Origin of the sequence: Corynebacterium renale, from assembly GCF_002563965.1 — a bacterium.
Lineage (GTDB): Bacteria > Actinomycetota > Actinomycetes > Mycobacteriales > Mycobacteriaceae > Corynebacterium > Corynebacterium renale.
The window spans coordinates 959,122-980,466 of record NZ_PDJF01000001.1; the positions used below are offsets into that span (position 1 = coordinate 959,122).

Below are 21,345 nucleotides of genomic sequence, written 5' to 3' on the forward strand. Positions count from 1 at the left end.
TACTACTTTTCTAGGAGGATTTTGTGTCTACTCTTCGTCGCGCCGTCGCCGTCGCCACCGCATGCGCCGCGGCAGCACTTGGAACGCAGGTCGCTGCCGCCCAGGGGCCGGCCCGTTTCACTATTTCCAACATCACCGATTTCCACGGCCACATCGAACTGGTCACGGATAAGAACGGCAACATCACCGAACCGGGCGCCGAACGCCTAAAGTGTGCCGTCGACCGCGCCACCGCCGGCAAGGCTTCCGCGTTCGTGTCCTCGGGCGACAACGTGGGCGGAACGCCGTTCGTGTCCGCGATCCTGGATGACGCGCCAACGATCGACATCCTCAACGCCATGGGACTGGAGGCGACGGCGGTGGGCAACCACGAATTCGACAAGGGCACCGCCGACCTGCGCGACCGTATCATGCCGGAGTCCAACTTCCCGACCCTCGGCGCCAACGTCGACGGCCTGGACATGCCCCCGTACTGGATCAAGGAGATGGACGGCGTCAAGGTCGCGTTCATTGGCACCGTCACCGACGACACCAAAAACCTGGTCTCCCCCGGCCTGATCGACGACGTCTCCTTCCGCGATGCCGTCACCGTGACCAACCAGCTTGCCGACGAACTCACCGCCTCCGGGGCCGCCGACGTCATCGTGGCGCTCATCCACGAAGGCGCCATGGAGACCAAGACGTTCTCCCCGAACGTCGACGTGGTCTTCGCCGGCCACTCGCACCTGGAGGTCCCGCCGACGGGCACCCAGCCGCTGGTTGTGCAGGCCGGCTCGTACAGTAAAAACCTGGCCAACGTTGACCTCGCCTACGACCGCGCCACCGACACGGTGACCGTCGAAAAGGCAGAAGTCCTGGGAGTGGACCAGATCGCCGACTGCCTCACCCCCTACCCGGAGATCGCGGCCCTCGTGCAGGAAGCCCAAGCCGCCGCTGACGTCGAAGGTTCCAAGGTCGTCGCCCAGTCCCCGGCGGCGTTCTACCGCGGGAAGAACGAAGGCGGCGACTCGGGCTCCAACCGCGGGGTGGAATCCACGCTCAACAACCTGCTCGCGGAGGTCGCGAAAGCGGGGATCACTAAGAACACCACCGTCACCGCGGACATCGGCGTCATGAACGCGGGCGGCGTGCGCGACGACCTGCCCGCCGGGGAGATCACGTACAAGGACGCGTTCTCCGTCCAACCGTTCGGTAACGACATCACCTACACCCGGCTAAGCGGCGCCGCCTTCAAGGAGGCACTGGAACAGCAGTGGAAGGACCCGGCCGCCGACCGCCCCGTCCTCTCCCTGGGAGTTTCCAACAACGTGTCCTACACCTACGACCCGAAAGCCCCGCAGGGTAGCCGCATCACCTCGGTGACCGTCGACGGCCAACCGCTCGACCCGGCCAAGGAGTACGTTGTGGCGGGCTCCACCTTCCTGCTCGGCGGCGGGGATAACTTTAAAGCTTTCACGAAGGGCACCCCGCTGCCGTCGACAGGCTTCATCGACGTGACCGCCTTCAACGAGTACCTGGCGGGTACGCCGGACCTCGCGCCCCGCGGCGGCCAGTCCAACGTGGGTATTCACCTGCCGGAGGCCGTCCGGGCTGGCGAGGAGGTGACCGTCGAGCTGAATTCGTTGATGTACACGCAGGGCGAGACGGCCCAGCAGGTCACCGTGGAGCTCGCCGGCGCGACCGCAACCGCCGACATCACCCCCGATTTCGGCCCGGCAGGCTACGGGGAGGCCGGCACAGCGACCGTCACCCTCCCGGTCCCGGCGGACGCGGCAGGCGAGCAGGTTCTTCGCGTCACGACGGACGCCGGCACCGACGTCACCCTCCCTGTGGACGTGAGCGGCGGGGATTCCAACGATTTCCTCACCGGTTCCGCGGTCGGCTCATCGGCGGGCGTGTTCTCTGTGGTGGCGGTGGTGTTTGGCCTGATCGCAGCCGCTGCACCGTTGATTGCGGACCGCGTGCGCCCGATTTTGGGGCAGTTCGGGATCCGGATTTAGCGCTGCGACACGTCGCCGGTTAGCCGCGCCACGGACGCGAAGACCGACGGACGCAGGGCCGCCACAAAGCCTCCCGTGAACACGGCTACGACTAGGAACATCACCAGCCCGGTGAAACCTTCCTGGTTCGTGGCCGCAAACATGTGATTCAGGTTGGTCAGTGCCCCGGTCAAGAAGACGAGCGCCACGTGCACCACGATGAACACGACGAAGAACACCATGACCGGGAAGTGCAGCACGCGGGCCTGGTCCTTGGTGAAGAACGTCCACTTCGCCGGCCAGAGGGGGCTCAGGCGCAGGCCGGACACGATCGCCAGCGGGGCGGCGATGAAAATCACCGCAAAGTACATCAGCTGCTGGAGTCCGTTGTAGTGGATCCAACTGTCGTGGGTGGGCCAGTCGAGGCTCGCGTATTGCAGGCCGGCGGACAGGGCGTTCGGGAAAACTTCCCAACTGGAGGGAACCACGCGCGCCCACTGGCCCGTCACTATGAGGAGAATGACGAAAATGACGCCGTTGAGGAGCCAGAGGGCGTCGATAAGCATGTGGAACCAGGTGGTCAGGGTCAGTTTCGGGCGCGTTTTCCCGCGGGGGCGCCAGTAGCCGGCCGGACGGGTTTCGCGGCGCACGATGATGCCCGTGCGGATGATCCCGGCCATCAGGAAAATATTCAGCGCGTGTGCCCACGACGCCCACCACGGCACCCCGACCGGCGCGTCGGCAGGCATGGGGGCGGCGCCGTCGTAGCGGTCCAGGAATGCGGCGCCGGCGTCGGTGCCCAACCACCAGCGCGAACCCAGCACCGCGGCAGCCAGCAGCACGACGGCGCCGACAATCCACGGCCACACTGCCCGCTTCTCGACGACCGGTTCCTCCGGCGTCGCCGCCGGTTCTGGAGTTGGCGCGACGGGAGTGGGGGCGGGCGCGGCCGCGGGCGGCGCGGCGGCCGGCGGAACCGCAGCAGGCGGGACCGCAGCGGGCGGGACAGCGGCCGGCGGCGCGGCAGCCGGCGGCGCGGCAGCAGGAGGAACGGCTGGCGGCGGGACGGCGGCTCCCGGCGGGGTGGGTGCCGGTGGGGTTGGGCGGTTGTCGGTCACCGTTGTGTCCTTCCTCTGGTCGCGGTTAAAGCCCTTCTACTGTATCCGGCGGTTAGCGGTATGACCAGCCACCAGGCTGCCAGGAGAAGGAGGGCGGGCCAGCGTGTGGGTGGTTTTCCGCCGGGTTTGGCTAAACATTCACCGGTCGCCGGGTCCACGACGGTGCCAACCCCGAGCTCGTGCAGCCGGGCCAGGTCGCGGGCTTCCCACGCGGCGTCGGCGTCGGCCCACTCCGGGGTGGGCTTATCGACGACCACGCCATCCACTCGCAGGCCCCCGGGGTAGAGGGCGTCGGTGGTTTTGAACCAGGGGTTGATGAGGGGCCCGTCGATAAGCGTGGTCGCGCCGGGCAGGAATACGGTGCCTTCCGCGCACGCGCTGTGCGGGGTGTCTAGCGCGGCGGGGCGCAGGGCGGCGAGTTGGGCGGGCGCGCCGACGAGATTCGCGCACGCCAGCACCAGCCCTATCGCGGCGACGGGTGCCGGCCGGATGTGCGCGGCCAGGATGACCGCCGCCGGGATGCCCAGGAGGAGGAATTTGTGGGCGTCGCGGGCCAAACCGGCCCCGGGGATCGTGGTGAGGACCCATTCCCACGCCCCGGGCGCGAGCACCGCGAAAAGTGGAACGCCGATGGCCACCACGCCCAGGAACGCCGCGCTTGCGGGAAGTCCCCGCCACCCGGCCAGCAGGACGCACGCCAACGCCACCCCGACCCACACCGGCACCCCGGCGATTAAGTCCGCGTTCCAGATCCCGGACCCGCCGAACAATGCCCACCCGTCGCGGGGCGCGAACGCCCGCACCGATTCCGCGCTCACCGGCGCGCCGGGGGAGACCAGCGAAGGCACCAGCCACGGCAGGCACAGGACCACGCCCACGGGAAGGGCGCGCCCCCGGGAGGATACTACGCCTGCCAGCACGGCGAAGACGGCGCCCGTCGGGCTAAGCGTTGCCGGCCACATGAGCGCCCACTGGGCGAGATGACGCCTGGTCACGCCCAGGTAGACGATCCCGGGGAGCAGCCACCCGCACAGCACCAGCGACCAGTGGCCCTGCGCCAACCTCTCCAGAACGGCGGGCGACCAGCAGGCCACGAGCATGGCAAGGGCCGTGGCCCACGGTCCGGCGGCCGCGCGGCGCGCCCACGCGACCGCAGCGCCCACAGCTGCGCACGCCCCGGCTACCAGGAGCAGGCGCACCACCCACGACGCCGGCACCACCGCGCCGATCACCGCGAGGACGGCGTCTTGGGGGGTGGCGCGGGCGGCGTCGTGAAGCCCGAGAGCGTGCCCGGTCAGCCCCGGGTGATCGAGGACCAGCATGTCCCTGTGCGCGAGCACCCCCGGCCCCGCCAGCACGAGCGCGAGTGGCCCGACGAGAATGGTGGCCCACGCCCACAGCAGGATCACCCGCGCGGACATTTACAGGCTTCCGCGGCGATTACGCAAAATCTCGACGACCGCCCGCGCCACAACCACGAGCAGCAGGAACTTGCACACCCACGACAGCAAAGCCAGGTTGCGCTTCGTGGAGATCACGTCTTGGGCGTAGGCCTCCTGGGTGGCGCGGGTTTCGGCGTCCCAGTTGAGGTTCGCGGAGAAGGCGGAGCGGCTGGAGTGCGGCTTCAAAGCGTCACCGTGGGCGTCTTCGTCGTCGGCGGCGAGGTAGAGGTGCATGATTTCGTGGCTGTCCACGATCTCGCCGGACTGTGGTTCCACGAGGAGTTCGCGGGTGGCCGTGTAGTAGGTGTTGACCTCCACCAGGTCCTCGGGTTTGAGGCCGCGGCGGGTGCGCTCGGGGGCGTCGAAAAGCTGGGCGGCGGGCAGTTCCATGGTGGAGAAATTGATGTTGGACACCCGGTGGTCGGGCTGGCCTTCGTAGACGACGCGCCGCGGTTCAAGGGTTTGGGCGAACCGGTAGACCGTCATCCCGGAGTCGGTGGTGGTTTCTTCGACGAAGTCCAGCGGCTCAGAGGTCATGGCCAGCCGGTCGTAGTATTCGTAGGACTTCTTCTCCGTCACGGAGGGGAAGAAGTATTGGACGCCGTCGCGGGTGGAGTTGCTCATCAGCATGCCACTGCTGGCGCGTGGGATGGAGATCATCAGGGACGCGTCGGGTTCAGCGACCGGCATCCGGGAGCTCTTTTCCAGGCGGACCTGGTCGGTGAGCTCGGCGACGGCAGTATCGCCGTTCTTGACGCGGATGAGGGCGTTGATGTCGACTTCGTCAGATTCCTCGGCTTCGACGGTGACGGCGTCGTACGCAATGTGCAACACCCCGGGGTCGGACCAGCAGTGCAGGGGAGAAAGGTAGCCCTTGTCGCAGCCGGGTTGGTCTTTGGCCCAGGTTGGGACGTCGTCGAGGGCGTGCGCGCTGAGCGCCAGGACGGTGGTTTTCGTCGGCTCCATGGTCACGTGCCGGGAAATGCCGACCGGAAGTTGCGACATATTTTGCAACCGCCACCGCGGGATCACGTCGCCTGCCAGCAATAACAGCACGGCACTGATGGCCAGGTACACAAGGACGAGCCGACACTTGCGGCTCAAGCGGCCGCGCAGCGCCTCGACGGGCCCCGGCTGCACACCGGCGTATTCCGGCATGCGTGAGTCAGTGCTCATGGACCAGGGGCTCCTTTTTTACTTGTGCTGGGCGTTCTTGCACGTATCCTAGTAGAACTATGGTCAATCCTCCCAACGCCCGGTTTAATGCCCACTTGCAGGGGGTACGCGCGGTGGCCGCGGTGGGGGTACTGGTGACGCACGTGGCGTTCCAGACGGGCCTGGACGCCCGGTTTCCGGTGCTGGGCCGGTTAGATTTTTTCGTGGCCGTTTTCTTCGCGCTGTCGGCTTTCGTGCTGTGGCGGGGGAAGCGGCGTTCGGTGTCTAGCTATTATCGACGCCGCTTCGCCCGCCTTGCGCCCGCCTACCTGACGTGCGTGGTCCTGGTGCTGGCACTGTTCCCGGTGGCGTTTGGTGCCACCCCGGCGCAGGTGTTTGCCCAGCTGACGGGAACCCAGATTTACGTGCCGCACGGCCTGGTCGGGGGTTTGACGCACCTGTGGTCCCTGTGTGTGGAGTTCGCGTTTTACCTGGTGTTCCCGCTGCTGCTCCGGTTGCCGGTGTGGTTGGTGCTGGTTGGCGGGGCGGCTGGTTTTGTGTGGCCGTGGATGATTCCGGCGGACCCGGGGTCGGTGAACCTGCAGATTTGGCCGCCGTCCTACGCGCCGTGGTTTGCGGTTGGGATTCTTGCCGCCGAGCTGGAGCGGCGTGGGGTTCCGTCCTGGTTGCGGGCCGTGCTGCGCCCGCGGGCCGCGTGGTGGGCCGCAGCGGCGCTGGTGGCGTGGGTGGCTAGCCGCGAGTGGTTCGGGCCCGTGGGTTTGGAGCACCCGACGCCGGCGGAATTCAACGCCCGCATCGCGGCCGGGACGGTGTTCGCGGTGGCGGTCGTCTGGCCGTACGCGCTCGTGCCGCGCGGCGGGAGCCTCCTGACTACCGCGCCGGTGCAGAAAGTAGGCGACTGGTCCTATTCCTTATTCCTCTGGCACGTCGCGGTGTTGTCGGTGGCGTTCCCGGTGGTCGGCGTGCCCGAATTTAGTGGGTCGTTCCTACCGGTCCTTGCGGTGACTCTTGCCGGCTCGTTGGTGGTGGCGGCGTTGTTCTACGAGGTGGTGGAACAGCGCACGCGACCGCGGCAAGGCCCAGTAGAGCCAGCGCCGTAGTGTGCCCGGCGTAGTTGTCGGCCGGCCACGGGGCGCGCGCCAACCAGGTCGCGGCGATGCCAAGCAGCACGCAGGTTAGTGGGGCGGCGCGCAGCGTGGTCCAGCGCAGCACAGCCCACGTGCCCAGGACGGCGGCGAGCCCGGCCCAACCACTGATCGCCGCGCCGGCCACCGCGACGAGCACCGGCGCGACCCAACCCGGCAGCGCGCCCTCGCCCACGGCAGCCGGCCGGCGTGCTCCCCACGCGCACACGGCCACGGCAATCAGGGCCAACGCGCCGCCGCCGAGCAGCGACCACCGGTACCAGGAGTTGCCGGCGAAGTCGGCGCCCACGGTGGCTTCCGGGTCGGCGGTGGGGAGGGCGCGGACGTGGGCGTCGATAAGCGTTCCGGGCAGCCCGGGACCGGCGGCGCGTTGCGTCACCCAGACAGGCTCGGCGGCGGGGGCGGGCGTGTCGGTGTCCAGCCACACCCAGGCGGAGTCGGTGCGCAGTTCGTGGCGGCCGTCCAGGCGCAGGCTCGCGCCGGGTTCCACTTCGCGGCCGTCGATGGTGACGGGCCCGGGCGCGCGGAGGGTGTAGTCGCCGTGGGCGGTGACGATCCGGTGCAGGTGCCCGGTGCGCGGCAGCAGGTCCTGCAGGATGATGTCGCCCGGCCCTTCGACCTCGATGACGCGCCGCAGCGGGCTGACCTCGGCGATCCCGACCCGCTCGGTGAGCGTGATCCGCCCCGCCGGCACGTCGCGGGGGATGCCGCCCCGCAGGTGGGTGGGGGTATCTCCCACGAGGACGGTGGTGTCGTCGGTGGCTGTGATGCTTATCGACGACCCCGCCTCCACCTCTATCCACTCGCCCGCACCGGCGCCGGCGGTTGGCCACCACGCGGTGTCGGGGTTGCCGTCGGCGAGCGCATTCAGCGACTGGCCTGGGTTGGGCCCGCCGAAGCTGGTGGCGTCTGCCGCGGAGCTGCTGGCGCGCACGTGGCCGCCGGTTTCGGTGACGGGGATGGGGTCGGCGTGGCTGGGGTAGTCGGCCACCCGGTTGGCCACGTCCGCGCCCTCCGACGGGTGGGCCAGCGGCGCGGACGCGTCGCCGGAGCCGTAGTTGCGCGCCACGAGCAGCGGCGTGTCCGTGGTGATGTGCGCCGGCTCGCCGGGGCCGGCCAGGCGCATGTGTTCGGTCCCGGTGATGGCGCGCACGAGGGCGACGGCTTCCTCGCCGCCGGCGACGGTCGGGTAGTCGCGCGCCCACGTCGGGCCCGCGCCCGAGTCGACGACCACCACGTCCACCTCCCCAAACCGGTGCACGTCCCCCAGTTCGTGCAAGCGTTCCCGCTGCTCATCGGGGGTGTCCTCGCGCAGGACCAGGATCCCGAACCCGGCCGCGGTCAGCGCGGTGGCCTGGCCCTCTGGTGGTAGGGAATCCTCGGCGAGGACGGCCATAAGACCGTCGAGGCCGCGGATCGCTTCCGGCGCGATAAGCGGCACCGCGTCGCGGGTGGCCCACGGCACGTCCAGCAGGGGTTGGAGGACTTCGTCGCGCGTCCACCCCCAGTCCTGGCGGGCAAAAGGCGCGGGCGGGACGATGAGCGTGCGCGTCTCCTGGCCGTGCTCGTTAATGAAGTTCGCGGCCTCCTGCCAATAGGCGGGGACCTGCGCGTAGTGGCCCTCCGGGAGGAGGCGGCCGGTCCACGCCGGCGCGCACGCCACCGCCACGACCGCCACCCCGGCCGCGAACTTGACCGGGCGCAGCCCGTGGACCACCGCCGCGAAGCCGACCGCCAGGGGCAGCCGGATCAGGGGGTCGAATTTGTGGACGTTGCGGAAGGCGGCCAGCGGGCCGTCGAGAAGCGGGATGGGGAGCGCGCACACCGCAATCAGCCCTACGGCCAGCATGGCCACCCACATCGGGCGGCGGCGCACACCCACCAGACCGACGGCGGCGACGGCGATCGTGGCGACCACGAACACCGGCGACGTCACCAGCAGGTGGCCGGCGGCGCGCTCGGTGTCCACGAACGGCGTCCAATGCGTGACCCCGCGGAGCACTTCGACCGGGTTCGTCCACGCGGTGGTCACGGTCGCGGATTCGATAAATTCCGTGAACGGGGCGGCGAAACGGCCCATGACCAGCAGCGGGCCGATCCACCAGGCGCTCACCGCTACGCAGCCGGCACCCCAGGCGAGGAAACCGCGCCATCGCTTCGACCACAGCAAGACCACGGCCGCGGGTACGCACGCGGCGATCGTCGCGGTGGCGTTGACCGCGCCCATACACGCCACCGCCAGCAGCGAACGCGCCAGCGCCGGCCAGCCGCGCGCCCTAATCAGTGGGGCCACGACCCACGGCGCCAGCATCACCGGCCACGTCTCCGACGAGATCGCGGTCAACGTGGTGAGAGTACGGGGGCTCAGCACATACACCGCCGCCGGCAGCAGCGCCCCCCAGCCGCGGAACCCCAGGCGCCCCAGCAGTACCAGCATGCCGGAGAAGCCGACCCCTACAACCAGGGTCCACCAGCAGCGTTGCGCTACCCAGTCGGGGAGGAAATCAGTCAGCGCAAAGAAAAGGCCCTGCGGCCACAGGTAGCCGTAGGCCTGATTTTGGATTTGCCCGAGGGTAAAAACGTCCGTGTACGCGGACGCTGCGCCGGCCAGGAAGCCCCACGGGTCGGCGGCGAGGTCGTGTTTTGTGTCGGCGGCGACGCGCCCCCACGGTTGCGTCCACGCGATGAGCGCAGCGAGCAGCCAGGCGGCGGCGTGCCGCGCCCCCGCGCGCATTTATTCGCCGCGGGAGCCGTATTCGGGGCCGCCTTGGACGGCCTGGTCGGCGGGGACGGCGTGGCCCTGCGGGACGGAGTCGGAGGTACTGAAGGTTGCGATTCCGAAGATAGCCACGACTCCGAGGCCGGCGCCGACGATTGCGCTGGCCAGCGCGGGGCCGGTGGTGCGGCGGGTCAGTGAGTCTGTGACAAAAGGCATGGTAGCTAGCCTAGCATTTAGTCTTCGTCGTCTTCGGGCGGGACGACGAGGATGGGGATGCCCGCGTTTTTCACCAGGGAGTCGGCGGTGGAGGTCCGCCACCAGGAGGAGACGCCGCTGATGGCTTTGGTGCCGGTGACTAGGCAGGTGGGTTGGAGTTGTTCGGCGGCGTCGAGGATGGCGGACCAGACAGACGAGGCCGTTTCCACGATGTGGGCCCGCGCGGACAGGCCCAGTTCCTCGGCCAGTGCTTGGCCGTCGCGGGCGACGTCGCGGGCAATTTCGAAGGCGGGGTCGCCGCCGTCGGTGCTGTGGGTCCAGTCGCCTTGGTGCATGCCGCTCATGCCGGCGGAGCGGGCGGCTTGGCGGGCGGCGGGTTCCCAGACGGTGAGGATGTCTACGTGGTCGGTTTTCAGGAGCTGGGCGGCCCAGGTGAGGGCGCGGCGTGCTTCCTCGGAGCCGTCGTAGGCGATAAGGGTGGTGTTTGTGGAATTCATCGCAAACGAGTGTAATGAGTGTTTATGGGCGTTTCAGGGAAATCGGTATTGGTGCAGGTCACTGTGGTGGCCGCGCTGGTGGGAGGGTGCGGGTCCCCGGACCGCTTCTCGACGCCCCCAGCGCCCGAAACTACCGCCGCTTCCCAGCTCACGGACCCTGCCGAACTGCGCGCGACGTTGGCGTCCTTATTAATAGTGGGCGTCACGGACTTCGATTCCGCGCGCGCCGCCCTGGAACAGGGGGTGGGCGGGATTTTTATTCCTAGTTGGGCTGACCCGGCCCTGCTTACCGAACCTGGCCGCGACATTGCAGCGCTGAAGGAGGCGGTGGGCCGCGAGTTTGATGTGGCCATCGACTTCGAGGGCGGCCGGGTGCAGCGCCACGCGGAGGTGCTCGGCGGTTCGCCGGCGGCGCGTACCCTCGGCGACTCTAAGACGGCCGACGAAGTCCGCGACGCCGCCCGCGCCGTCGGGGAGCGCCTGCGCGCCCGGGGGATCACGGTAGATTTTGCGCCCGTCGCGGATGTAGACACCGCGGGCCTGGACATCGTGGGTGACCGTGCTTTCGGCAACGAAGCCGCCAAGGTGGGCCAATACGCCGGGGCGTTCGCTTCCGGGTTGGAGGATGCGGGGGTGGATGCCGTCATGAAGCACTTTCCGGGGCACGGCGCCGCCAGCGGGGATACCCACCTGGGGCCGGCCGTCACCCCGCCTGTGGAACAGCTCGCCCGCCTCGACGGGGCGGCGTTCGCACAACTGCTCACCGAACACCCAGACGTGGGCGTGATGATGGGCCACCTCAACGTGCCGGGCTTAAGCACCGGGGACCTGCCCGCCACCGTGGACCCCGCCGTCTACGAGTACCTGCGCTCCGGCGCGTACGGCGGGCCCGCCTACACCGGCGTGGTGTACACCGATGACCTCTCCGGCATGGCCGCCATCACCGACCGGATGTCCACCCCGCAGGCCGTGCTCGCCGCCCTGAAAGCGGGGGCCGACCGCGCCCTGTGGTCCACCGGCGACCAGGTCCAGGAAACCGTGGACCTCCTCGAGCAGGCCGTCACTTCTGGGGAGCTGCCCATTGAGCGCGTGGTGGCTGCCCGCGACGCCGGCGAGTAGCCTGTACAGGGTGCAGAAGACGTTTAAAGTACTGGCAGGGATCATCGTAGGCCTGATCGGCATCGCCGGATTGGCCTATGCCGCAGACGTTCTCACGTCTCAAGGCGCTGTTCCCCGCGGCGCTACCGTCGGCGGCGTGGCCATCGGAGGTATGGACCGCGACGAAGCCGCCGCCACCCTCGAGCGCGAACTCGGCGACGCCAACACCCAACCGGTGATCGTCCGCGCCGGCGAATTGGACTCCCGCGTGGTTCCCGCCACCGCGGGCATCAGCCCCAACTGGGAGGCCACTGTCGAAGGGGCCGGCCAGCAGTCGTGGAACCCGGTCACCCGGTTGCGCGGATTCTTTGCCACGTACGAGGTGCCGGTGGCATCGGACGTCGATAAGCAGGCCCTGGAGCCGGAGCTCGACCGCCTCACCGCCGACCTGCAGCGCGAACCCCGCGACGGCGCCGTCTGGCTCGACGGCGGGCAGGTCCGCACCGAGGAACCGTTGGACGGGCAGAACGTCGACCGCATGGACCTGACCTCCGCGCTCGTCGAAGGGTGGGCCGACCCCGAGGGAGTGCTTCTCGACGCCACCACCACCGCCCCCGCCATCGGCGAAGACGCAGTCAACGCCGCCGCCGAAGGGCCCGCTGCCGCCGCCGTCTCCGCGCCGCTGGTAGCCCACGGCCGCGACGGCGTCGACGGCACCATCCCTACGGAGCGCATGGGGGAAGTCGTCACTTTCGTCCCCGACGGCACCACCCTGCGCACCGACGTCAACCGCGACCACGCCCAAGGCATCCTCGCGGAAACACTTGCCGCGACCGAGCAGCCGAAACGCAACGCCGGCATCTCCTACGCCGGCGGCGGGAAAACTGTTACCCCACACGTCGACGGCGTGAAAATTGATTGGGACGCCACCCTCGGCGACCTCACCGCCCGCATCATCGGCGACGACCCCAAGGAATTCGACGTCGCCTACATCGACGAACCGGCCACCTTCACCACCCTCGACGCCGAACACGCCACCTTCGACCAGGTCGTCGGCGAATTTACGACCTCCGGGTACTCGGCAACCTCCGGCACGAACATTGCCCTGACCGCCCGGACCGTCAACGGGGCGATCGTCGCCCCCGGCGACACGTTCTCCCTCAACGGCTACACCGGCCCCCGCGGCCGCGCCCAAGGCTACGTCGAAGGCGGCATCATTTTGAACGGGCGCGCCGACACCGCCGTCGGCGGCGGCATCTCCCAGTTCGCCACCACCTTGTACAACGCCGCCTACTTCGCCGGCATGGAAGACGTGGCGCACACCCCGCACTCCTACTACATCTCCCGCTACCCGGCAGGCCGCGAAGCCACAGTCTACGAAGGGGCCATCGACCTGGTCTTCCGCAACACATCCCCGTACCCGGTACGCATCGACACGTCCGTCGGCGGCGGGTCCGTCACCGTCCGCCTCATGGGCGTGAAGACGGTCAACGTGGAATCCATCAACGGCGGCCGCTGGGCACAGACCGCCCCACAGACGCGCAGCGTGTCCGGCGGATCCTGCGTCCCATCCGGTGGCGCGCCCGGGTTCACCACCTCGGATACCCGCATCATCCGCGACCTCGCCGGCGCGGAAATCTCCCGCGAAACGCAGACCACCGTCTACGATCCGCAGCCGATCATTCGTTGTAGTTAAAATGGCGCGGTATGTCGCACTACAACCTCTACGAGCACCTGAACCTGGACCCGACGCACAGCGGTGAGGAGTTGGCCGCCCAACTCCAACCGCGCCTGGCGGAACTGCGCGCCGCCGGCCGCGACCTGTCCGACCCAGAGCTCCACGAGGTACAAACCGCCTACAACATCTTCAGCGACCCCGCGAAGAAAGAGCTCTACGACACCAGGCTTGCCGACGACACCCGCAGCCCCATCGTCATCCGCGACCTCGTCCGCCTCGCCGGCACCTCCGAACACGTGCCCACCCGCAGCCACGCGGCCGGAATGACACGCCGCGTCCGACGCCCCGCCCCAGACCTGGGCCCACGCCCGCGAGTCGGCGTCCTCCTGAAGAACGCGCCCCGGCCGGCGCGCGTCACCGTGTACCTGGGAAGTGCGCTTGCTCTCCTGGGCTTCATCGTCACCGGCTACTTGGCGCTGACGCTGGCGATTTACGGCGCGTCCGGCAGGGGCGTCGAATCCGCACAGTACGTCGACCTTGGAAGCATTTTCGCCGAAGTGGACCTGGCGCTCATGTTCCAGGCCGTGTTCACCAGTTTTGTCGGCTGGTTCGGGATTACGGCCTTCGGGATTTACCTCACGATGACGGCGCTGCGGGCGTCGTCGCCAGTCAGTTGGGTGAGCGTCGTGGCGATGAGTGTCCTCATGATCCTGTGGATGGTGGGCATCCCCGACATTTCCTTGTTCATCGCGCTGGTGCGGATTGTCGCGCTGGTGATCGTGCTCGTGGCGCTGGCGATGCTGTTGCTGCCCGTGACCCGCGTCTGGTTCGAAGGACTCATCGAAGTAGAGGAGCCGGTCGAGCCGGAAGTTTAAGGGTGCTTCCCTAGAATTCACCTGAATGTGGCCGGGCCGCTACTTTCGTGGGGCACAGTGAGGGCATGAGAAAATATGTTGTCGCCCTGGCCAGTGCGTGCGCGCTGGCTGCCCCCGCTGCCCACGCCGTCGAACTTGCCCCGGTGGGCACCTACGCTTCGGGCGTGTTTGGGAAATCTGCCGCTGAGATCGTGGCCTTCCACGCTAGCTCGCAGCGGATCCTGACCGTGAATGCGCAGAGCGGGCAGGTCGATGTCCTCGATGCCGCTGACGTGTCGAACCTGAGCAAGGTGGGCACTATCTCTGCTGGTGGGGACAAGGAGATCAACTCGGTGGCGGTGCGTGCCGACGGCCTCGCGGTCGCCGCCGTGCAGCAGGGAGATAAGACGGCGGCAGGCGAGGCGTTGTTCTTTGACGTCACCACGTTGACCGAGCTGGGGCGCGTGTCGGTGGGGTCGCTGCCGGACAACGTGCACATCACTGCCGACGGCCGCTTCGCCCTAGTGGCCAATGAGGGGGAGCCCTCCGACGAGATGGATGCCACCGGGGAGGCGTACGCCGTCGATCCGGAGGGTTCGGTTTCTGTGATTACGCTTCCGGGCGGGATTGCGGCGCCGGCGCAATCCGACGTACGTACCGCCGACTTCCGAGCCTACGACGGCAACGTTCCGGCTGGTGTCCGCGTCTTCGGTCCCGCGGGCCACCATAATCTGGCGTCGCGCGATTTTGAGCCGGAGTACATTTCTTCTGTCGGTGGAACGGCGTTCGTGACGCTGCAAGAAAACAACGCTATCGCGATGGTTGACATCGAGAACGCTGAGGTCACCGACGTCGTTCCGGCGTATGTGACCGACCACCGGCAGGTGCCGTTGGACCCGTCGAACAAGGACGGGAAAGTAGAGTTGCGCACCCAACCGGTGAAGGGCCTGTCTATGCCGGATTCCATCGCCGCGTTTGAGGTCGGCGGGGCAACCTATTTCGCCACCGCCAACGAGGGCGACGCCCGCGAGTGGGGCGGCTACACCGATGAGGTGGAGTTCAAGGACCTGGTCAAAGAAAATCTGGTCTGTGAAGACGCAGTCGCAGGCTGGGACCTCAAAGAGCTGGCGGCCAAGGAGCAGATGGGCAACCTGAAGCTGACCAACGCTTCCGGCTGGAACGAAGAGCGCGGGTGCTTCGATGATCTCCACGCTTATGGTTCCCGGAGCTTCAGCATTTACGACGCCGCCGGCAACGTCGTCTTCGATTCCGGTTCAGATTTCGAGCGCATCACCGCCGACCTGCACGCGCAAGGCAAGCTGAACTTCAACGCGAATAACGACGACAATGAGTTCGACGACCGTTCCGACAACAAGGGCCCAGAGCCAGAGGCGTTGACCGTGGGCCAGGTAGGTGAGCGCACCTACGCGTTCATCGGCGCTGAGCGCGTCGGTGGCGTCTTCGTCTACGACATCACCACCCCGGCATCCGCCGAGTTCGTGACCTACGTGAATAACCGCGACTTCAACGCATCCCCAGGGACCGCAGCTGCAGGCGACCTCGGCCCGGAGGGCTTCGCATTCGTTCCCGCCGCTGATTCTCCCAACGGGGAGGCGTTGCTGATCGTCGGCAACGAAGTCTCAGGTACGACCACCGTGTTTGAGGTCCGTCAGCTCGCCGGTCAGGACGCGGATGGTTCCTCGCGTGGCGGCACAATCGCTGGTGCCGTCATTGGTGTCCTTGCGGCCTTGCTGGGCGCCTTGGGTCTGGCTAACCACTTCATGCCACAGCTGCTGGAGCATTTCCGCTTCTAAGTCCTAGCGCACAACAAGAGGGCAGCATCCGGAGCAACCTTCCGGACGCTGCCCCTTTTCGGCTACCTGCCCAGTAGTGAAACTAGGTGCGCGAAGGTGCCATTTTCGGCCAGGATGTAGATGCCCAGCCCCACGAAAACCACGGGCACAATAAACTTCTCGTACTTTTCCACGGTTTCCCCGATGGCCGGCACCGCCGCCAAGCGTTGTGAAAGCTGACACAGTAGGAAGATGCCCATCGCAAAAATTACCAGGACTAATCCGATCTGAGCTGGACTCTGGCCAGTGAAGTAGGGGACGTAGATCCCCAGATTATCTCCACCGAGAGCAATCGTAAGCCCAGTAAACGCCAGCGCCTTCGAACCCTGACCGCGGAGCTTCTCAGAGATGTCGTCTTCGTCTACATCCTCGTCCACGAAGACTGCGCGCACGCCCAGTGCGATTGGGATCAGTCCCAGCAAACCGATAATCCAGTCTTGCGGGATCAAATTTAGGAAATAGGCCGCCACCAGGCTTATTGCGACGAGCGCCGCGGTTCCTAGATACTGGCCTAAATAGATGGAGCGCACATATTTTTTGCCCTGTGTGGCGAACAGAATGGTCAGAACCACGAGGTAGTCGATGGAGGTAGATACGAAGACCAGCGGCGCGGATACTAGGGTGTCCATGTTTATCCTCTCTCGGGCAGCAAAAGAGCCGGCGACGAGAATCGAACTCGCACTCTCAGCTTGGGAAGCTGATGTTCTACCACTAAACTACGCCGGCGCAGACCTTGTTCAGGGTGCGATGTTTTACTATACACCCGTCGTAAAGCAGTCTGGAAATGAGGGCGGGTAGCATGGTGGGCGTGTTGCTTTCAGATCATGATCTTCGTGCCGCCATCGACGCTGGGGATTTGGGCATTGAACCATTTGACCCGCAGCTCGTTCAGCCGTCGAGCGTAGATGTTCGCCTGGACAAGTACTTCCGTGTGTTCAACAACTCCAAGTACACGCACATCGACCCCAAGCAGCAGATGGAGGATTTGACCACGCTCGTGGAGGTGGATCCGGAGGATTCCTTCGTCCTGCACCCTGGCGAGTTCGTGCTGGCGTCCACGCTGGAGAAGTTCACCTTGCCACACAACCTTGCCGGCCGCTTGGAGGGGAAGTCGTCGCTGGGGCGCCTGGGCTTGCTCACGCACTCGACGGCAGGCTTCATTGACCCGGGCTTTTCTGGGTACATCACCCTGGAGTTATCCAACGTGGCAAATCTGCCCATCGTGTTGTATCCAGGCATGAAAGTAGGCCAGCTGGCTATTTTCCAGATGAGTTCGCCTGCCGACGTCCCCTACGGTTCCGCAGCCCTGGGATCGAAGTATCAGGGGCAGCGCGGTCCGACGCCATCCAAGGCGTATCTGAATTTCCAATAGTTTGCTTTGAGGCAATGAAGCGGCCACGTCTCGTTCACGGGTTGGGGCTATAACTTAAGCCATGCGAATTTCGGTAATTGGCGCGGGTTACCTTGGTGTAACGCACGCGGCGTGCATGGCGGAATTGGGTCACGAGGTTGTGGCCTGTGATGTCGACGCAGCAAAGATTGAAATCCTCAAGCAGGGGCGCGTCCCCTTTTTCGAGCCCGACCTTGCACAGCTGGTTGCCAAGCACACGGCGTCGGGGCAAGTGCGCTGGGAAACCGATCCCGCGGAGGCCATCGCCGCCGGCGCGCAGCTGCACTTCATCTGTGTGGGGACCCCGCAGCAGGCGGGCTCGCCGGCGGCGGACGTGAGTGCGGTGTTCGCGGCGGTCGATGGCCTGGCTTCGCATATTAGGGCGGCGGGGGAGTCGGGGCACGTGATTGTGGGGAAGTCGACGGTCCCGGTGGGTACGGCGGCGGCGTTGCAGGAGCGCGTCGGTGATGTTGCGGAGGTCGTGTGGAATCCGGAGTTCCTCCGGGAGGGCCACGCGGTGGGGGACACGTTAAACCCGGATCGGATCGTGACCGGCACCCGCGACGGTGCCCCGAGCTCGGCGCTGCGGGAGGTGTATGCCCCGCTGGCAGACGTGCCGTGGATTGAGACGGACATCCCCACCGCGGAGCTGATCAAGGTCAGTGCGAATACGTTCTTGGCGGCGAAGATTTCCCTGCTCAACCTAGTGGGCGAGGTGTGCGAGGCCGCCGGCGCGGACGTGCACACGGTGTCCCGGGCCCTGGGTTTCGACGCCCGCATCGGCAACAAGCACATGCGCGCGGGCCTGGGTTTCGGCGGCGGTTGCCTGCCGAAGGATATTCGCGCGTTCGCGCACCGCGGGGAGGAGTTGGGGGTGGATATGTCGTTGGTGCATGCGGTGGATGCGGTGAATCAGCGGCGCCGCGCCCGGGTGGTGGGGTGGGCTGGCGAGATGTTGGGCGGGGTGCAGCGTCGCCGGATCACGGTGTTGGGTGCGGCGTTTAAGCCGAATTCGGATGACGTCCGCGATTCGCCGTCGTTGGCGGTCGCCCGGGCGCTGGTCACGGCGGGAGCGCGCGTGACGGTCTACGACCCGAAAGCCACGGTCAGCGACCTTCCGCAGGCGGAGTCGGTCCGGGCGGCGCTTCTGGACGCGGAATTGGTGATCATCGGCACGGATTGGCCGCAGTTCGCCGACTTGAAGCCCAAAAAGGTAGGCAAATGGGTCTCCCGCAGATTGCTTATCGACGCCCGCGCCGTCCTGCCCACCGCCACCTGGCAGGAGGCCGGGTGGGAGGTGCGCACTATCGGGCGTGGTTACTGACGGTAGGAAGACAGGAAGTTGCCCAGGCGTTCGATCGCCTCGGAGAGGTCGTCGGCGGAGGGGAGCATGACGACGCGGAAGTAGCCTGGGGTTTCCCAGTTGAACCCGTTGCCACCGACGAGCAGGATCTTTTCCTGTTCGAGGATGTCCATCATGAGTTTGGCGTCGTCGTGGATTTCGATCATGTCGGGGTTAATCCGCGGGAATGCGTAGAGGGCGCCCATCGGTTTGACTACGTCGATGGCGTCGATGGCGTTCAGCTTGTCGTAGGTGACGTTGCGCTGCTCGGCCAGGCGGCCGTCGGAAGTGAGGTCGAAGATGTCCTGCTTGCCGCCGAGTGCGCCGATGAGTGCCTGTTGTCCTGGGTAGTTGGGGCACAGGCGCATGCCTGCCAGGAGTTCCATGCCGGCGATGAAACCCTTGGCTTCGTCGGTGGGTCCGGTGATGACCATCCAGCCGGAACGGTAGCCGCATACCCGGTAGGCCTTGGACAGGCCGTTGTAGGTGAGGGTGAGTACGTCGGGGGCAATGGACGCCATGGAGTAGGTGGGCGTGTTGTCGTAGGTGATGCGGTCGTAGATTTCGTCGGCGCAGATGATCAGGTTGTGCGTGCGCGCCAGGTCCGCGATCTGTTCGAGGGTTTCGCGGGTGTAGACCGCGCCCGTCGGGTTGTTCGGGTTGATGACCACGATCGCCTTGGTTTTGTCGGTGATCTTGGAGGCCATGTCGGCGACGTCGGGGTTCCATCCGTCTTCTTCGATGCAGCGGTAGTGTACGGCGGTGCCGCCGCTCATGGTGACGGCCGCGGACCACAGCGGGTAGTCGGGGGAGGGGACCAGGACTTCGTCGCCACGGTTGATCATGGCTTGGGTGGTCATCTGGATTAGTTCGGAGACGCCGTTGCCGAGGAAGATGTCGTCAACATCGAAGGCGGGGAAGTCGGGGTCGGATTCGTACCGCTTGACCACGGCTTCGCGGGCTTCGATGGTGCCGCGGGAATCGGTGTACGCGTGGGATGTATCCAGGCGCGGCTCCAGGTAAGAGAGCACGTCTTCTGGGACTGTGAAGCCGAAGGATGCGGGGTTACCGGTGTTGAGCTTGAGGACTTTCTCCCCGTCCCGGATCATCTTGTTCGCCTTGACGGACAGTGGTCCGCGCAGTTCGTAGGTGACGTTGTTCAGGCGGTCGGCGGTTGGAAACTTGCCAGAAGATGTGTCAGACATGCCCTCCATCATGCCACTTGCGTTTCTCTAGAGCCCCTTTGGCCACGTTATAGGCCTGATTGGTAATTTCATTCCATTGGTCTCGACGTTGTGCGCGCTTTTCCACCTGGGCGAGTTTCGCGCGCTGCCGCGCCAACTTCGCGGGCGACGGTGTGTACCAGGAGTCGGGGCCGATCTTCATCACGTAGAGCAGGATGGCCAGCGCGGCCACGACCGCGAAGGCAATAATCAGCGCCTCGTCCCCGATGAGGGCGCCGATGGTCAGGGCTGCGATCGTCGATAAGCCAAAGACGCCGGCGCGGGTTTTCTTGCCCTGTTGGTGGGCAACCTGCAGTTCAGAGGCGGTGAAGGTGGGCTCGTCGGTGCGCGGCAGGTCGGCGAACAGGGCGCCCAGCTGGCCCTGGTATTCGGCGCGGGCGACGGCGGTGCAGCGGCGGTCGAACTCGTCCATGGTCAACCGGCCGTTGCCCAACGATGCCGCCAGCGCGTCTAAAGCGGCGCTGCGTTCCTGGTCACTGAGGCGAACGTTCGGGTCATACATGCGCCCCAGCATAGCGGCCAACCCCGCGCCGGGGCATCAGGTGAAACCCTGATTTTTAGCGGGTGCGGCTGGCCGCCCGATCTTCGGCCGCAGCCCATGCGACGCACGCCGCCGCGCCCACGACGCACAGCCACCCACCCAGCGAGAGTAGTGAATTGGTCCAATCCTGGGTGGCGGTTTGCACGATGGTGAGCACTACCCCAACCAGCGTCACGGCGATGAGTACAAAGCCAAGTGCCTTCATGATCTGCGTTCCTTTCTTCAGGCCAGCATTCCAGAAACCCCCACTTCTGGTTATCATAATGGCGCGTATGAATTAAGGAGGACGCACATGGCTAGGGATTTGGTCTCACAGGGCGTGGAGACCATGTTGCGTGCGATTGCGGAGGGCCAATTCCAACCGGGCGTGCTCCCGCCAGAAGGTGAACTCGTGGATTTTCTGGGCTGTTCGCGGGCCACGGTCCGGGAGGTGATCCGCACGCTCTCCGACCGGGGGATCGTGGTGGTCCAGCACGGGCGCGGCACGTATCTGCAACCGCAGGACCAGTGGATTGATATGCGGTCCCTGGTGGAGGTGGCGTTGCAGTCGCGCACGCCGAAGGATGTGTCGCGCAACCTCATCGAGATTCGCCGCATGATTGAGGTCGGCTCCTGCGGCCATGCCGCCGCCCGCGCCACCGAGGAGAACTTGCAGGCCATGGAGGCACAACTAGCGCTTTACGACGACGCTGCCGCCCGCAACGACGCCGCCGCCTGCGCCTCCGCGGACGTGGCGTTCCACCAGGAGATTTTTAAGGCCACCGGCAACCCATTCCTCTTGGCGATTGTGCAGCCGTTGGAGTCGGCGATGCGCCGCTCGCGGGAGTTGACGTCGTCGGTGCCGGAGGTGCGCGAGCGTGCGCAGCAGCACCATCGGGAGATTTTCGCCGCGTTGCGCGCGGGGGATGAGGAGGGCGCGAAGAATGCGATGCGCTCTCACATGGCGCAGACCCGCGGGGATATTGAGGGTTACGTTCAGTAAATGCACCCCCGCGGGGGTGAACTTTTTGTCAGGCAATACGGTCGTTCCGTAGGGTGACTCCTAAGACATCA

General features: G+C 66.4%; 18 protein-coding genes, 1 tRNA gene and 1 pseudogene. 9 read left to right on the forward strand and 11 right to left on the reverse strand.

Annotated features, from left to right (window positions below; all coding sequences use genetic code 11):
* The first annotated feature begins 23 nt into the window (after positions 1-23).
* Entirely contained in the window at positions 24-2,000 is a 1,977-nt protein-coding gene (locus ATK06_RS04500) for a bifunctional metallophosphatase/5'-nucleotidase (protein WP_098388911.1), read from the forward strand.
* On the opposite strand, the gene ATK06_RS04505 is transcribed toward ATK06_RS04500, so the two are convergent.
* The 3 genes from ATK06_RS04505 to ATK06_RS04520 form a co-directional block, all read right to left on the reverse strand.
* Positions 1,997-2,848, reverse strand: a complete 852-nt coding sequence (locus ATK06_RS04505) for a cytochrome b/b6 domain-containing protein (protein WP_083986146.1) — start codon at positions 2,846-2,848, stop codon at positions 1,997-1,999. The two genes, ATK06_RS04500 and ATK06_RS04505, sit on opposite strands and share 4 nt — an antisense overlap.
* A 245-nt stretch (positions 2,849-3,093) precedes the next feature.
* The gene (locus ATK06_RS11210; RefSeq protein ID WP_098388912.1) at positions 3,094-4,518 is read right to left on the reverse strand and encodes an MmpA family trehalose lipid delivery protein; all 1,425 of its coding nucleotides are present in this window, start codon (positions 4,516-4,518) and stop codon (positions 3,094-3,096) included.
* Complete coding sequence (locus ATK06_RS04520) at positions 4,519-5,715, reverse strand: porin PorA family protein (protein WP_098388913.1); 1,197 nt, start codon at positions 5,713-5,715, stop codon at positions 4,519-4,521. It abuts the gene before it with no gap.
* Positions 5,716-5,774: 59 nt separating this feature from the next.
* On the opposite strand from ATK06_RS04520, the gene ATK06_RS04525 reads away from it, so the two are divergent.
* On the forward strand, positions 5,775-6,815 hold the full coding sequence (locus tag ATK06_RS04525) for an acyltransferase family protein (protein WP_197712610.1): 1,041 nt from the start codon (positions 5,775-5,777) through the stop codon (positions 6,813-6,815).
* 1,342 nt (positions 6,816-8,157) lie between these two features.
* Here ATK06_RS04525 and ATK06_RS11430 read toward each other — a convergent pair.
* From ATK06_RS11430 to ATK06_RS04540, 3 genes and pseudogenes are all read right to left on the reverse strand, one after another.
* Positions 8,158-9,594: pseudogene (locus ATK06_RS11430) on the reverse strand (alpha-(1->3)-arabinofuranosyltransferase domain-containing protein); the annotation flags it as partial.
* Positions 9,595-9,795, reverse strand: coding sequence for a DUF2613 domain-containing protein (locus tag ATK06_RS04535; protein WP_048381052.1), 201 nt, complete (start codon positions 9,793-9,795; stop codon positions 9,595-9,597).
* Between the two features lie 17 nt (positions 9,796-9,812).
* Complete coding sequence (locus ATK06_RS04540; RefSeq protein ID WP_098388915.1) at positions 9,813-10,292, reverse strand: universal stress protein; 480 nt, start codon at positions 10,290-10,292, stop codon at positions 9,813-9,815.
* A 24-nt stretch (positions 10,293-10,316) separates the two neighbouring features.
* Here ATK06_RS04540 and ATK06_RS04545 point away from each other — a divergent pair, with 24 nt between their 5' ends.
* From ATK06_RS04545 to ATK06_RS04565, 4 genes are all read left to right on the forward strand, one after another.
* Entirely contained in the window at positions 10,317-11,411 is a 1,095-nt protein-coding gene (locus tag ATK06_RS04545; protein ID WP_098388916.1) for a glycoside hydrolase family 3 N-terminal domain-containing protein, read from the forward strand.
* Between the two features lie 10 nt (positions 11,412-11,421).
* The gene (locus ATK06_RS04555; protein WP_231913556.1) at positions 11,422-13,086 is read left to right on the forward strand and encodes a VanW family protein; all 1,665 of its coding nucleotides are present in this window, start codon (positions 11,422-11,424) and stop codon (positions 13,084-13,086) included.
* 11 nt (positions 13,087-13,097) lie between these two features.
* Positions 13,098-13,943: a J domain-containing protein gene (locus ATK06_RS04560; RefSeq protein ID WP_053072857.1), complete on the forward strand. Its 846-nt coding sequence runs from the start codon at positions 13,098-13,100 to the stop codon at positions 13,941-13,943.
* A 65-nt stretch (positions 13,944-14,008) separates the two neighbouring features.
* Positions 14,009-15,736: a choice-of-anchor I family protein gene (locus tag ATK06_RS04565; RefSeq protein WP_048381048.1), complete on the forward strand. Its 1,728-nt coding sequence runs from the start codon at positions 14,009-14,011 to the stop codon at positions 15,734-15,736.
* 62 nt (positions 15,737-15,798) lie between these two features.
* Here ATK06_RS04565 and ATK06_RS04570 read toward each other — a convergent pair whose 3' ends face one another.
* Together ATK06_RS04570 and ATK06_RS04575 are read right to left on the reverse strand one after the other, a co-directional pair.
* A complete protein-coding gene (locus ATK06_RS04570; protein WP_098388917.1) occupies positions 15,799-16,404 on the reverse strand; it encodes a CadD family cadmium resistance transporter in 606 nt (201 codons plus the stop codon).
* A 26-nt stretch (positions 16,405-16,430) separates the two neighbouring features.
* Positions 16,431-16,501, reverse strand: a tRNA-Gly gene (locus ATK06_RS04575).
* 82 nt (positions 16,502-16,583) lie between these two features.
* Here ATK06_RS04575 and dcd point away from each other — a divergent pair.
* Positions 16,584-17,147, forward strand: coding sequence for a dCTP deaminase (gene dcd / locus ATK06_RS04580; protein ID WP_098389397.1), 564 nt, complete (start codon positions 16,584-16,586; stop codon positions 17,145-17,147).
* Positions 17,148-17,208: 61 nt separating this feature from the next.
* Positions 17,209-18,489 carry a UDP-glucose dehydrogenase family protein gene (locus tag ATK06_RS04585; RefSeq protein ID WP_048381046.1) on the forward strand — a complete coding sequence of 427 codons (1,281 nt, stop codon included), beginning with the start codon at positions 17,209-17,211 and terminating at the stop codon, positions 18,487-18,489.
* On the opposite strand, the gene ATK06_RS04590 is transcribed toward ATK06_RS04585, so the two are convergent.
* The 3 genes from ATK06_RS04590 to ATK06_RS04600 are packed head-to-tail and all read right to left on the reverse strand — an operon-like array spanning position 18,483 to position 20,497.
* Complete coding sequence (locus ATK06_RS04590; RefSeq protein ID WP_048381119.1) at positions 18,483-19,712, reverse strand: pyridoxal phosphate-dependent aminotransferase; 1,230 nt, start codon at positions 19,710-19,712, stop codon at positions 18,483-18,485. The genes ATK06_RS04585 and ATK06_RS04590 overlap by 7 nt on opposite strands.
* Entirely contained in the window at positions 19,705-20,253 is a 549-nt protein-coding gene (locus ATK06_RS04595) for a DUF1707 SHOCT-like domain-containing protein (RefSeq protein WP_161796008.1), read from the reverse strand. Before ATK06_RS04595 ends, ATK06_RS04590 begins: the two co-directional genes overlap by 8 nt.
* Positions 20,254-20,308: 55 nt before the next feature.
* A complete protein-coding gene (locus ATK06_RS04600) occupies positions 20,309-20,497 on the reverse strand; it encodes a hypothetical protein (RefSeq protein ID WP_048381042.1) in 189 nt (62 codons plus the stop codon).
* An 87-nt stretch (positions 20,498-20,584) separates the two neighbouring features.
* On the opposite strand from ATK06_RS04600, the gene ATK06_RS04605 reads away from it, so the two are divergent.
* Entirely contained in the window at positions 20,585-21,274 is a 690-nt protein-coding gene (locus ATK06_RS04605) for a FadR/GntR family transcriptional regulator (protein WP_048381040.1), read from the forward strand.
* Positions 21,275-21,345 lie beyond the last annotated feature (71 nt).